The 14117-nt window shown below is 33.0% G+C and carries 9 protein-coding genes; 8 read left to right on the top strand and 1 reads right to left on the bottom strand.

Annotation, left to right across the window (positions count from 1 at the left end; translation table 11 throughout):
* Position 1 precedes the first annotated feature (1 nt).
* The 8 genes from AsFPU1_RS00975 to AsFPU1_RS00940 all read left to right on the top strand — a co-directional run bounded on the left by AsFPU1_RS00975 (position 2) and on the right by AsFPU1_RS00940 (position 13172).
* Positions 2–1540 carry an FtsZ/tubulin family protein gene (locus AsFPU1_RS00975; RefSeq protein WP_124969823.1) on the top strand — a complete coding sequence of 513 codons (1539 nt, stop codon included), beginning with the start codon at positions 2–4 and terminating at the stop codon, positions 1538–1540.
* 13 nt (positions 1541–1553) lie between these two features.
* A complete protein-coding gene (locus tag AsFPU1_RS00970) occupies positions 1554–4877 on the top strand; it encodes a cell division protein FtsA (protein ID WP_124969820.1) in 3324 nt (1107 codons plus the stop codon).
* An 84-nt stretch (positions 4878–4961) separates the two neighbouring features.
* Positions 4962–6461 (top strand): hypothetical protein, encoded by a 1500-nt coding sequence (locus AsFPU1_RS00965; RefSeq protein WP_124969817.1) that lies wholly within the window; start codon positions 4962–4964, stop codon positions 6459–6461.
* 100 nt (positions 6462–6561) lie between these two features.
* Complete coding sequence (locus tag AsFPU1_RS00960; protein ID WP_124969814.1) at positions 6562–7449, top strand: hypothetical protein; 888 nt, start codon at positions 6562–6564, stop codon at positions 7447–7449.
* 19 nt (positions 7450–7468) lie between these two features.
* Entirely contained in the window at positions 7469–9190 is a 1722-nt protein-coding gene (locus AsFPU1_RS00955; protein ID WP_124969811.1) for a hypothetical protein, read from the top strand.
* 205 nt (positions 9191–9395) lie between these two features.
* Positions 9396–11051 carry an ABC transporter substrate-binding protein gene (locus AsFPU1_RS00950; protein WP_124969808.1) on the top strand — a complete coding sequence of 552 codons (1656 nt, stop codon included), beginning with the start codon at positions 9396–9398 and terminating at the stop codon, positions 11049–11051.
* A gap of 14 nt (positions 11052–11065) precedes the next feature.
* The gene (locus tag AsFPU1_RS00945; RefSeq protein ID WP_124969805.1) at positions 11066–12085 is read left to right on the top strand and encodes a WD40 repeat domain-containing protein; all 1020 of its coding nucleotides are present in this window, start codon (positions 11066–11068) and stop codon (positions 12083–12085) included.
* A 235-nt stretch (positions 12086–12320) separates the two neighbouring features.
* Positions 12321–13172, top strand: a complete 852-nt coding sequence (locus AsFPU1_RS00940) for a cysteine peptidase family C39 domain-containing protein (RefSeq protein WP_124969802.1) — start codon at positions 12321–12323, stop codon at positions 13170–13172.
* 289 nt (positions 13173–13461) lie between these two features.
* On the opposite strand, the gene AsFPU1_RS00935 is transcribed toward AsFPU1_RS00940, so the two are convergent.
* Entirely contained in the window at positions 13462–14115 is a 654-nt protein-coding gene (locus AsFPU1_RS00935; RefSeq protein WP_227873324.1) for a HupE/UreJ family protein, read from the bottom strand.
* Between the last annotated feature and the right edge of the window lie 2 nt (positions 14116–14117).

The following is a 14117-nucleotide window of genomic DNA, read 5'->3' as shown; positions in this document are numbered from 1 at the left end:
TATGGCACAGGATTCACTTTACGTTATTGGCATTGGAGGTACAGGGGCAAAATGCTTAGACGCAATGATGAAAATCGCCTCTGTGGGATTGTTGACTGAACAACCGATGCGTCTATTATTTATTGATGCTGATGAAACTAATGGTAATTTAGAAAGATCAAAATTAAGTCTAAGTGTTTATCAACGAAACTATCAATTATTATTAGGAGAACAGCGAGATTGTCCCTGGATGCAAACTAAAGTTGAATCTTATACTCCTGATGTTTGGTCGCCTTTTATTGGGACTAACTTAAATAAGAATTTAGGTGACTTTTTTGGTTACAATAACCTGACTCAAAATCATGAAGAATTAGGTTATCTTTTTGATGTTCTTTATACCAAAGAAGAAAGAGAGGCTAACTTAGATGTAGGATTTAGGGGACGACCAGCCATTGGTTCAGGAATTATGAGTCGCTTAGATTTAGATAATTTACAAGATGAACCCTGGGCCAGTCTAATTAAGCAAATTAAAGCTGACCAAGGAGCCGGTAAAGCTTCAAAAATATTCTTATGTGGCTCAATTTTTGGAGGAACTGGTGCATCTGGATTGCCAACATTAGGTCGTCTCATTCATAATAAATTAGAGAAAGAGAGCGTTCGTGATAATGTTAAACTAGGTTGTCTATTTGTGCTGCCTTATTTTCAATTTTCACCCCCCACTGGTCCCGAAGCGACTAAGGAAGTTTATGCGAGTTCAGACCAATTTTTACTGAATACAGAAGCTGCCCTACAATACTATCGAGATCAAAATGAATATTTTGACACTGTTTATTTATTGGGGAATCAAAATTTTTCTAAGTACGAGTTTAGTACTGGAAAGAATACACAACGCAATGAACCCCATTTTTTAGAACTATATGCAGGGTTAGCGGCCCGACATTTTTTAATGAATACACCAGCTAATAAGGGAACTGTTGTCTTAAATAGTCGTAACAGTCGAGAACAGATAGATTGGAATGATTTACCCGAAGTTCCAGAAGTCAAAAAAGCATTAGTCACTGGGGCTAGATTTGCTTATGTTTGGCTGTCTAATATAGAACCAGAATTAGCTACCGCGCAAAAAATTGGGGTCAATAAATTCCAAAAAGGTGCGCCTTGGTTTATTGAATTTTTCAAACCTGAACATGGGTTTATGGGAAAAATGTTAGATAAAAAGGGTGAAGAATTACCTGATTTTAATAATACTAAAGAACAAACAGCAATTAGAGTAATTACAGATTGGTGTAAAGATTATTTGCGTTGGATTTTAGAATTTCATCAATGTGATGGAGATGCCGTTCAACTATTTCGTTATCGGGCTTTTAATAATCTTGATGGACAACTTAAAGGAGAATATTTGTCCGAGTTGTTTTATGGGGATACCAGAGACAAAGGGCGCAAAGATCAAGATACAGTTCAAACCATAAAAGAAAATCTTAAGCCTAGTTATTTAAATCTTAGCGAACCTAAAACGGGAACGGTAGGATTAGCCAAAGCTTTGTACAAATTATGTGAACTTTAGGGAGGATTAAAAAATGTCTGAAAAAACCGTTTTACTATTGCCTCAAATGAGGGAAGATAGTGATATCAGTAGTGATGTCCCTGGAAAGTGGAATGAACAACAAAGTACAGCTTTTCATAATGTCGCTACTAGCTTAGAATATAACGCTCCTGGAGCGATTAAAAATATTAGTTCTGTGCCTACTATGTGGGCCCGTCCTCTCACTTTTGAGATGGTATTATATGATCGTAGACACTCCATGCGATCGCAATTTATTGACCAGTGGCAAGGAATGTTAGCTGCCGTTGCTTTAGCGGAGATGAGAGGTTTACCTTTAACTGCCAAATTGGTAGAGTTAGGCAGTGATAAATTGCAAGGGGTCAGCTTTGGCAAGTCATTATTCGACTTAAAACCTAATTATGGAGAAAGAAACCTTTATACCCTACAAAATAAACATCCCTGGCAAGATTTATACGTTTTCTTGTACGAAGTTGAAATAGACAATGTTCGTCATAAGAGACCTGTAGGAATGACTTCTCCGACTACTTTGGTGGTTCCTTCGGCCGAAGCTGACTGGGGTAAGTTACCTTGGTGGAATCGGGAATTACAACGATTACAGGCCCCTCAAGCTTTTCTTAATGCTGAAGAACAGGCCTTATTGTGGATGTGGTTAAGAAACCTAAGTCAACAATTAGGACAATACGGCGGTAATGATACAGCTTTAAATACTATTACAGGCTTAATTGTCGATTTTCAGCGTAGTTTAGCCCAAAATCAAGAACTACAACCAGAAGAATGTTTTAGCACCAATGAACAATTTTTTGGAATACCTATTAACCGAGGGGCTTTAATAGCGCTAAATAAGCCCGTTAAAGCCCCTCCAGAACCCTCCAGCGTGGCATTGATACCCAGTAGAGTCAAAACGGGTAAACAACTGCCTTTATTGCTTTATGACCCCGAAGAAATGCCTAAAGTTTGGGGAGTGGAACCGCAAAATATTTGGCTACATGAAGGACAAACTTTAGCTTCTCTTAAACCTGGACAATTTGCTCACTTTAAAGAACGATGGGTAAAAGAAGTTAATTTAGTCAAAAAAGACGATTTATTTTTTCCTGAATTATACTTTATCGAATTGGAAGACGGTTTACCTGGTGCTTTATTACCTGACAAAAAAAAGAATGACGTTATTCGGTTTAATAATAAGCCAGTGACTCCTTTAATTCCACTTAATTCTATGTTGGTTGACTACTTTACACCAGAAGAATTAGTCGAAAAAATTACATTTAAAATGCAGAATAATGGCAAAGTTCGTCTCATTTTAAATTTACCTCTGAGTGGAGTTAAGCAGAAGCAACAATCTTATCCATTGTACAAAGAATATGATCTCAAAGAAGAAAATTGTCTTGGAGAACAGTTACCTGTTGTACAAATTTGGCCCAATTTTCGTACAGAAGGTTGGCAAGAATACTACACATTTTACTACGATTCAGAATTAGGGGCAAAAGCATTTCAAATCACTATTCCTGAAGCGAAAGATTCTTACGATTTTAACGTGGGATTTGGTAAATATCAATTATCCAAATCACCAGCTTTTCCTGAAGTATTTCCTTGTACAGATGGTCAGGGAAACCTAATAGGAATGATTTTAATGAAGTCTCCCACTGATATTAATAAAAATCGGGATTGGAAAGTTGGGGTAGACTTTGGGACTTCTTTCACTAATATTTTTATTAAACTCAAAGATAGTCCTGAACCTTTGCCATTAAAAAATCTACAACGTCAGATTACAAAAGCTGCACCAGATACAATTTTGAACGCTTTGTTTGAGTTTTTTATACCAGAAAATTTCATTCCTCAAGATAAACCCTTACCGATATCTAGCGTCCTCACTACTAATGGAAAAAATCCGAACCATGAGGTTAAATTACCGATTTTTGATGGACGTATGTATATCCCCAATAACAAGACATTTAAGCCCCAAGAAGAGCATATCAAAACTAATCTGAAATGGCAAAAAGGAAACACCGAATACTATCAGTTATTTATTAGCCATTTAGCCTTACATATTTCGGCTTTAGCGGCTGAATCTGGGGTTAAATCTATTCAATGGGCCATCTCTTATCCCTCTGCTTTTTCTCATGCAGAAAGGAAAGGTTATGTTAGCAGTTGGAAAAAAATTCTTACTGACTTAGGAAAAACTACAGGAATTACTCACAAGTATCCAACCCCGAATGATTCTAAACATTTGAAAACAGAAAGCTTAGCTTCTGCTCAATATTTTGCTGATTATGAGCGTCAAGATTTAGTTTACACTACCTGTATTGATATGGGTGGCGGAACTTCAGATATTTCTATTTGGGACAGTCAAAAAATAGTTCATCAATGTTCTGTTCTCTTAGCAGGAAGGGACATTTTTTCTGAAATTGTGCGAGAGAATCCTTCCTTTATCAAAAACAGATTAGAAGATAATTTTGGAGGTTGGGACAGATTACATACAGGTGCATTTAATGCGAAATTAGATGTCTGGTTACGCTTGGAAAGTGAAAACTGGTTGAAAAACGAAAGGGAACAAATTGCCGATGAAGAAGACATGAAAGGATTAGTTACAGTAATGGCAATTGGAGTTGCTGGACTTTATTATTATGTGGGAATTTTGTTAAAAGTCCTTAAACAAGAGGGTAAACATTCTCGTGAGGGTATTACTCCAGTTTATATTGGAGGAAATGGTTCTCGCTTTTTACATTGGTTGGATGATCAAGGAAACTTTAGTCCTGCTTCAGAAATTAATAAGATACTCAGTCGAATGTTGAGTTCTGCGTCGGGATTTCCTCATAGTAATATTGAAACAGTATTAACTAACAGATGTCAACCGAAAGATGAAGTTGCTTGTGGATTAGTGTTAGAAGATTCTAGACTGGAAGTAAGGGATATTAAGGAAGATGACCGCCTAATTGCTGGAGAAGCTTGTCTGATAATTTACAACATTAATCAAGAAGATGTACCAGATAAAATCACTGCTAATTCTCGCATAAAACAGGATGATGAATTAGAACTTAAGGACTTTAAAATTCCTGAATTAGTAGAGTTACCCAAGTTTCTCTGTGAATTTCATAAAGTTTTGAAGGAGTTAAATATTGAGGAAATTTTCGCTTTAAAAGACTACAAAATGAGTCCAGATACTAAAGATAATTCTGAACTGTGGAAGAGAACACAGCGTGCTTTAGAGGATATCTTAATCAAAGAAATGAAAGGAAAATCTGAAGAAATTCGCTTTGAACCGCCGTTTATTTTAGGCTTAAAAGCTTTATTAAGGGTATTAGCGAAAGACTGGGCAAAAATCAAAACACCCCAAAAATAATTGATGAATACACAGGTTAGGTTTTTAAAAAGCTTAGCCTGTTTTGATTTTTTTCATGATTTTTAGACCATAGGAGAATGTCAAATGAGCAAAGTTAAATTAACACAAAAATTATTAACTTTTTCTTTATTATTTAGTGTATTGATTTGCGGAGATGGATTATTAAATTCAGTCAAATCTCAAGATAAAAATGATATTAACACTCAAATAGAAGGTGTTAAAACAGAAGTTGATAATCTAGCTAAAAACAAACCTGATTTAGCTACTTTAAATAAATCTGATGATGAGTTTACAAAAAAATTGAATACCCTAAAATCAGAATATTATGATAAACTTCCACCTGAACAAAAAAAAGAAATAGACAATAACAAGAAATTTTTGATCTTATGGTTGCCTTTATATCAAAAAACACAAACTAAAGAAATTACTGAAGCACAAGCAGAGTTATTTGGGACAGCAGATAAGATTCCCACAAGTGAAAAAGATAAGTTTGACAAAAACACTAAAGAAACTCAAACTAAGTATTTAGAAGAATCTCCTAAAATTATTAGAGATTTACAACTTAAGTTATTAGACAATCAGGTTAAGAATTTAAAGGCTGAAAATTCCGAACTAGCGAACAAAAAATCACTCTACGAAACTGCTAATTTAATACAAATTATTTTATTTTCATCTCTGATTTTATTAGTAATTGCTTTACTTTTGTTAACAATTAAGATATTTTTAAAGTTTAAATATGATTCTAAAAAAGAGCAAACAATTACTCTTAATTTATCTAAAGAAGATAATTTAATTTCCTTAGACAGTGCAATCACTGTTAAACCTGAATCTATACAAGAGTTGAAGAATTTAGATTTTTTCAAAGCTTTTGAAGGGTTAATTCAGAAATATGACACTTTAATAGCAAAGCAGATAGAAAAATTAGATGAGAAAAGTCCAGAAACTACTGAGATAATTGAAACGCTTAGGAGGATTTTGAAAGACAATAAAAATTTAAAACTTTTACCAGAAATTATTAAAAAGCTTGATATAATTTTAGAAAAGAATCCAAAACTTTTACCAGAAATCCCAAAACATAAATCTGTAGAACCTGAACTCACAAAAACAGATGATTTATCATCAAATATAACGGAAGAAACACAGGAAAAGACTGAAATTCCATCACAAGATAATAACGAATCAATACAAAATGAGCAATCAATTTCTCTTCAAAACAATCAACGAGAATTACTTTCTGTCTATAATGATAACAAGCTAAAAGAGACATATAAAGACTTAATTGCTGTTTCAACGGAACCAAACAGCATTGAATCCAGTCGTGCTGGAAGTGGGAAGACATCTATTTTGACTGAACAGAGTCCATCTAAATATTGGATAGTGAATATTCAGGGTAACTTATATCTTGTCCCCAAAGAAGATGCACTCAATACAAATGATATGACCTCAGTTGAAGTATTATTTAAGTGTCAGGATTATAACAAAGATGTATCAAACCCCAAAGTGTTCACACTACTTAAAGCAGGACAAGTATCAGGGGGAAATGGAAAATGGGTGTTAGAGGAACAAGGAGTTTTACAATATTAGAGAAAATTTTGCTTGTGAAGGATATTAATGTGAATGAAATAGACATTGTATTGTTCATGAACCTGTTAAAGTATCCCTAAAGTCGAATGGAGATGTATGAATGTTAGAAGAACAAGGAAAGATAGAATTTGGCGATGTTTCTCCATTGATGAAATTAGAATCTACTATTCACGAAGCAATAAAGGAAAGAGATGATTTAGTTAAACAAATAAAAACATATGGTCAAAAAGTAGAAAAATTAGAGACTGATTTAAGAGGTATTTCAAAGGAAAAGGAAAATTTACAAAATCAACTCAAAAAAGCAGAAACAGAGAAAAATAATATATACTCCTCGTTACTTAAATTAGAAGAAGAAAATAAATTTATTTCTCAATCATTAGAAGCAGAAAAAACGAAAAATAAGCAGTTAGAAAATGAATTAAATATTTTAAAACAGGATTATATAAACATAGCTAATAATCTTTCTGAACTCAGAGAAATGAGACAAGAATTAAAAGAATTTATACGTTCTTATATAACAGAAAAACCACAACTAACCTCATTAAGTTCTCTTGAGCAAAATTCACAAGATAATTCCGAATTGAGTGAAACAAATGAATTAATTTCTGCTGACAAAAATCAAGAAAAATTAGTTGAAATTTATAATAATAACAAGCTGAAAGATACTTATAAAGAATTAATTTCTGTTTCGATGGAACCAAACAGCATTGAAACAAGTCGTACTGGGAGTGGTAAGAAACCTATTTTGACTGAACAGAGTCCATCGAAGTATTGCATAGTGTCTATTAATGGTGACTTGTATCTTGTCCCCAAAAAAGACGCACTGAATACAAACGATATGACCTCAGTTCAAGTGTTATTTGAGTGTGAGGGTTATAAAAAAGATGTATCAAACCCCAAAAACTTCCAACTGGTTAAACCAGGGAAAGTGTCAGAGGGAAATGGACATTGGGTGTTAGAGGAACGAGGTGTGTTAACTCATTCTTAATAAATAAGTATATAGACGTATGAAAAATAAAAAATTAATTTTAGCTTTAGTATTACCCTTATTAACATCTGGGTTATTGATTAGTTGTAAACCCGAAAATAATGATCCTGAAAATTTGTCAAGTCAAAGTGCGGTACAAAGTCCTGCAAATTTAGCAGAAAATAATCAAAATTTAGAAGAATTACAAAAAACGCTTACTGATGCTGAAACTAGCTTAGATAACCTTGAAAAAAACATAATATTACTTAATAGTAACCTGCAAAAATTTGTTACTACTGAAGATGAAGAAGAAAAAAATAAGATAAAAAATAGTATTGATTTTAAACCAACAACTGATTCTTGGGATCAATTTAAGCAAAGTTGGGGAAAGTTAAAAGTTCAAATAGATAAGGAATTTATAGTTAAATCATCCCTTAATGAAGTAATTAACTTTGAGAGAAATGAAAATGATTTTATTACAGAATTAGAGCAAAAAATAACTGACTTTGATAAAATTATTAAACTTTTATATGATCCTATTATTAAGGAAGATAAAGATATAATTGAGCAACTTCAAAAACAGCTAGAAATGAAGCCATCAGAAAATGGTAAATTTAAAAGATATGGTATTTTTGCTGAAATAACACAGGGAGAATTACAAGAGAAAACTACAGATAAAATAACAGAAATTAAAAATGAGCTAGAAAAGATTAAAAAAGAAATAGATGATTTATTAAATACTTCTGATGTTAGTGAACTTAAAGATCAAATTGAGCAGTTAAATAAACAAATTGCTCAGGAAAAGCAAAATAATACTCTATTAAATCAAAAAAATCAAACTCTTGAAAATGAGAAACAAGTTCTTACTCAGCAAATAAATAATACTAATAAGAAATTCATCATTACTGTAGTTGTGCTGTTGGGATTATTGATATTTAGTACAGCTATAATTGTCTTACCTTTGATGAGTAATAAAGGTAAGATATTTAGTGATTTAGGTTCTAAGAGAAGAAAAGATAGAAGAAACAATGATCTCATTAACGAATTAGAAAATCCTAATTATCCAGACGAAAACAACACTTTTTCAAAAAACAAAGTAGCAACTTATAATTACCACAATGAACAAAACACTGTTTTAAAACTAGAGAATTATATTAAACAGTTAGTAGAAGAAATCAATAAACTTGACAGAGAGTTAGAGTCGCTTAAACAAACCAACAAACAACAAGAGATAACAATTAATAAATTATCTCAAGAAAAATTGTACTCAAATAATCAAACTCCTTCAAATTTTCCATCCCGACAAAGCGATTCACTCCCTAATAATGGTTCAGGACATTATTCATCAACGTCTGCACTTGCTACTAAAAAAGCAACAATTACGAATGAACAAGAGTTAATTTCTATTTATAATGATAATAAATTACTTAAGTATGATAACGGACTAATTTCTGTTTCAACCGAATCTACAAGTATTGAAAGCAGTCGTACTGGAAGTGGGAAGAAACCTATTTTGACTGAACAGAGTCCATCTAAATATTGGATAGTGAATATTCAGGGTAACTTGTATCTTGTCCCCAAAGAAGACGCACTAAATACAAACGATATGACATCAGTTGAAGTATTATTTAAGTGTGAGGATTATAAAAAAGATAACTCAAATCCCAAAAACTTTCAACTGGTTAAACCAGGGAAAGTGTCAGGAGGAAATGGACAGTGGGTGTTAGAGGAACGAGGTGTGTTAAATTATCACAAACAATGAACTTTAACTCTGAAGAGTTAAGCTATACAAACAAAGGTTGCCTACGCAACCTAGACTTTAGTCCGCGCTCGTCGGACTTCGTTTCTATAGCATAAGGCTTTAGCCTTTTATTCATTATTAATTTAGCATAGTAAGTCCGGTAGAACCATAAAATTATGATAGATATTATATACTTAATAAAATATTGTTAATAAACTTGATTATCATGGGTGGAAAAAAGAAATGGAAATGTACGGGGCCATCTAATAAACCCCATGAAGAACGCTTTGTCGAAGACGGTTTAGAGTGTATCGACTGCGGTGCAACATCTCCTCATTCAACTGGTCAACCACAAACTTCTAGTGGTTCGACTTCTTCAACACAAAAGACAACATCACCTACGAATAATTCTAATTTACCAATTGTTTTAGGCGCAGTAATATTAGGTGTAGGAATTTTAGGAGGTGCGGTTTACGGTTTTATTATTAATAAAAAAACACCGGAACCAACACCGGAACCAACAATTTCAAATAACAATACTCCTGATACTAAGGAATGTTTGATATTTCAACCCACACAAGAACCAGAAAGATTTAGTTTAGGACAAAGAAGTCTTTTTCAAGGAGAACCTAACATAGATCTTAACCGAGGAACTGAGAAATTTAAAATAGGAAACTACGAACAAGCTAAGACCTTTTTTGATTATGCGGTTGATGCTGCTAGAACTGACCCTGAACCCCAAATTTACCGTAATAATGCTCAAGCACGTCAAGAGTTTACCACAGGAAATAAGGGTTGTCCTTTAACTATTGCGGTTGTTGTTCCGAGTAAAGGTGATGTCAGTAAACCTAAATCTGCTCAAGAAATTTTGCGGGGTATTGCTGATGTTCAGACCCAAGTTAATGAAGCAGGTGGAATTCAAAATCGCTTACTAGAAATAGTCATTGTTAATGATGGAAATGAATCTAAAATTGCTCCTATTGTCGCTCAAGAACTTAGTAAAAATCCCTATATTTTAGCGGTAATTGGACATAATTCTAGTGATGCGAGCATAGAAGCATTGCCGACTTATGAAACACAACAATTAGCGATGATTTCACCAACAAGTACCGCTATTAGCTTACACGAAATTAATCAAAAAAGTGAGCATAAAGTTTTCTTTCGTACTGTACCTTCTGATGCGGCCAATGCTCCTATATTAGCCAATTATGCAGAAAAAAAATTAAATGCCAAGAAAATTGTTATTTTTTACGATTCAAAGAGTGTTTATAGTAAAAGTCTTACCGAAGAAATAGAAAATGCTTTAACTTCAGCAACTATTATGAATAAAATTAGTATTGAAGCTGAAGATTTTGATGTTGAAAAAGCGGTCAATAGTATTAAAGATGAAGCAGATACAGCGATTTTATTACCGAGTGTTAATTCTACTTCTATTGCTGTTAGAATTGCCAAAAAGCTTAAAGCAAATACCAATATTAAATTATTAGGAGGAGATGCGCTTTATTCTCCCACAACTCTTGAACAAGGAGGCAATGATGTAAATAATTTATATTTAGTAGTTCCTGTCGCTCCTAGTGATACTTATACTAACAAATCTCAAAAAGTATGGGGAGGAAATATTAACTGGCGAACTGTAGCTAGTTTTGATGCAGCAGAAGCAATTATTCAAGCAATAAAAGCTACTAAGTCTCCCGAAAATGTCACCCGTCAAGATGTTTTAAAAGAATTAAAATCTATTACAATTAAAACTGACGGGTCAGGAAAATCATGGAAATTTGACCAAGGTGAACCAAAGATTGACCCTTGTATTGTTAAAGTAGATAAAGACGCACCTGCACCCCAAGGAGTAGAATTTGGCTTTAAAACCCTTAAATGTGGCTAAAAAAGGAGGTAAGTTTGTCTGATAATAATTTGGAAAATATTGTTGAGAGATTTAATCAATTAGAAACTCAATTTAACTCTCTTGTCAAGTCTTTAGAACAAGGGAGTCATCCTTGGGGAATGATTAAAGCTTCGCGGGTAACTGGTGCGATGGAATTACCTAAAATTTCTCGTATTAAAGCTTCAGAAACTGAATTAATTGATATTTATCATAACAGTCCCCAAATTTTAAGTCATCTTGCTATTATAGTTGCTTTAACCCCGGAAAGTTATCAAAGACAAACGAATGAAAGTATTTATTTAGAACAAGTAAGTAATGGTAATTATTGGATAATTGTCACAGAAAAGAATAATTATTGGTTAATTCCTAAAGATAATATTCGCATAAATGCTAACTCAATAAAAACAGTTCAATCTCTTTTTACTTGTCAAGGATATGAAGAAATAGGGACGCGAAAATTTTCATTAATTAAACCTGCAAAACTTTCTTTAATGGCTAATGGTAAGCAGTGGAAATTGGAAGAATTAGGAATCCTTGATTTTAGTAATAGTAGGGCTATTCTTAGCACAAAAGATTACATAGAACAAGAGGAAATTGAATCTCAATTAACTCAATTAAATCAAGAAATATTAAAAATTAAGAATGATTATCAAAAAACAATTAACTCTCTCCAAGAAAAACAAAAATTACTAGAAAAAAAATTAGAAATAGCTGCCAAAGAACGTCAACAAATTAATTCTAAACTTGAGCAAATTATTTCAGTTAATAAAGCCCTTGTTGATCATATCGCAAAAATTTCTAATGAACCTGAGAGTAAAAAAAAAGTAATTAATGATGTTCAAACATCTTCAACAACATTTAATTGGCAAAATCTCAAGTTAGTTAATACTTTAGATAAACATACAAACTCTGTGCGTTGTTTAGCCATTAGTCCTTGGAAAGATACCCAAAATCGTCAATTATTAGCTAGTGGAGGTTTTGATAATATCATTCATGTTTGGGATTTAAACACAGGAGAACTTATAGCAATATAGTGTTTCCATTTGACATATAAACATTTGTGGCACAGACTTCTAGCCTGTGACGGGAAAGATACCCGTTCCAAATCCACATCTCAAATGGAAATGCTATATATGAATTGTCTCTACATAAACAGCTTAACTCAACTGAATTAGGTATGATAAATTTAATGATTCACCTCCGTATTTTTACTCCTGACAGTTGATTACTTTCTTAGTTATCGTAGAATAAAATAGGAAGATTATAACTATGATAAATTTGATTATTGCTGGAATCATTGGATTAGGAATGGGTGGATTTCTAGGAAATCAACTAGCACAAAAAGGCATCACCGCAGAAAATGCTCTCGATAAACATCAAAAAAAAGCTAGAGGTGTTTTTCTTGGTCTTGCTGCTATTTTAACTATCTTAATTTTAGTTGATCGCTTGAATTTATATTCTCACGCCCCTAAAATTTTTCCTATTATGTTTTTACTTCATCTTCAAGCCAATTTTGATGAAATCTTATTTGGATTTGGTTGTTTTATTTTTGGCTTTTTATTATGTTTAGAAATAGCTGGTATTTCATCAAGTCAACGCCGCAATCAATTATTATTAGGAATTGGAGCAATTAGTGGTTGTTTAGTCTTACTTTTTTATTGGTTCTCTCCCATCACTAATGATGTAGGAAAATTTAAAATGAGTGATGGAGTTGTGTTACAAAGTACGACTGTAACTTGTGCGCCAGCTAGTATTGCTACTTTAGCCAGAACCAGTGGAAAACACCCCGAAATTGTAGAAAAAGATGTTGTAAAGTTAACTCAAACTAATCGACTAGGAACGAATACTTTAGGAGAAATAAACGCAATGGAACAATTAGGATTAAATCCTGATTATCATTATGATATGACCCTAGATGAATTAATCAAACAAAATAAACTTGCATTACTTCATGTTAAGCAAAGATGGCTGAGTCAACAGTTTCCTCATGCGGTTGCATTATTAAAAATTGATCCCAAAAATAAAGCGTTTATGATAGGTAATCCTTTATTTGGTCTTGATATCGTAACAGCAGAACAAATGAAAGATTATTGGTTTGGAGAGGTTATTTTAGTTAATTAATAAGTAGTCAAACAAAATTAATTACATAAAATTTGTAGGGGCGGGTTTTTTACATAAATCAATGATTCTTACAAAAAAATTAAATAAACCCGCCCTGGTTGTTTAATTAATTTTGCGCACGTTACTTATAGGATTAAGTAGGGGTCAACGGCCGTTGACTCCTAAAATATTAATATTAACAAATAAATTAGCCCGCGCAGGCGGGCTTTGTTTTGGTAGCTGCACCTTTCAAGGTATCAGATTTCTTGTCACAGGCAAGATGTCTATGTTACTAATCAGCCTATCATAACTAATGACCAAAATTAGCACTTAAAAAGACAAACCCTAAAGCACTAATTCCTACCCCAATTAATCTAATAATAGAAAATGCTTTATTTTCACCCTGTTTAAACATTACCTTCCCGACGAAAAATACAAGTAAAGCAACAATTAACTGAATCATAGCAAATCCAGCTAAATAAGCCATGAGTGGAGTCATTTCCGAGCCAACAATGGATTCACCATAGGCATAACCATGAAAAATACCTGCTAACATGGCTAAAGTCGATACAACCATCATAGACCAATAAGAAGCATCTAGACGCTCATTTTTAACCGTTAATAATCCGCCAAAAATAATCACAGAAGCAGCAATAATTCCTTCAGCAAAAGGTAAATTAATTTCTTGTAAATGAATCCCAGTTCCTGCCATAGTTGCTAAAATAAAAACAATAGGAACTAAGATTCCTTGTTTTAATCTTGCTCCTAATAATCCACTAGCTACCACAAAAGCAAAATGATCTAACCCAATAATAGGATGAGCTAATCCTGATACAAATCCTTCAAATAAATTCGTAGGCGTTTTTCCTTCAAAAGCATGATGAGCTAGGGTTTTTTCGCCTATCATTAAACAAGAAAAAAGAGTTATAAAACAACTAATTTTTAACCATCGATAATTCGACATAA

The sequence above is a fragment of the Aphanothece sacrum FPU1 genome (genome assembly GCF_003864295.1).
In the GTDB taxonomy this organism is placed as follows: Bacteria; Cyanobacteriota; Cyanobacteriia; order Cyanobacteriales; family Microcystaceae; genus Aphanothece_B; species Aphanothece_B sacrum.
The sequence above is the reverse complement of the archived record's forward strand: the minus strand, read 5'-3'. Positions and strand labels throughout refer to the sequence as shown.

Excerpts from the sequence above, each read along its gene's own strand:
- AsFPU1_RS00975 (WP_124969823.1), top strand. The coding sequence starts at position 2 with ATGGCACAGGATTCACTTTACGTTATTGGCATTGGAGGTACAGGGGCA.
- AsFPU1_RS00970 (WP_124969820.1), top strand. The coding sequence starts at position 1,554 with ATGTCTGAAAAAACCGTTTTACTATTGCCTCAAATGAGGGAAGATAGT.
- AsFPU1_RS00965 (WP_124969817.1), top strand. The coding sequence starts at position 4,962 with ATGAGCAAAGTTAAATTAACACAAAAATTATTAACTTTTTCTTTATTA.
- AsFPU1_RS00960 (WP_124969814.1), top strand. The coding sequence starts at position 6,562 with ATGTTAGAAGAACAAGGAAAGATAGAATTTGGCGATGTTTCTCCATTG.
- AsFPU1_RS00955 (WP_124969811.1), top strand. The coding sequence starts at position 7,469 with ATGAAAAATAAAAAATTAATTTTAGCTTTAGTATTACCCTTATTAACA.
- AsFPU1_RS00950 (WP_124969808.1), top strand. The coding sequence starts at position 9,396 with ATGGGTGGAAAAAAGAAATGGAAATGTACGGGGCCATCTAATAAACCC.
- AsFPU1_RS00940 (WP_124969802.1), top strand. The coding sequence starts at position 12,321 with ATGATAAATTTGATTATTGCTGGAATCATTGGATTAGGAATGGGTGGA.
- AsFPU1_RS00935 (WP_227873324.1), bottom strand. The coding sequence starts at position 14,115 with ATGTCGAATTATCGATGGTTAAAAATTAGTTGTTTTATAACTCTTTTT.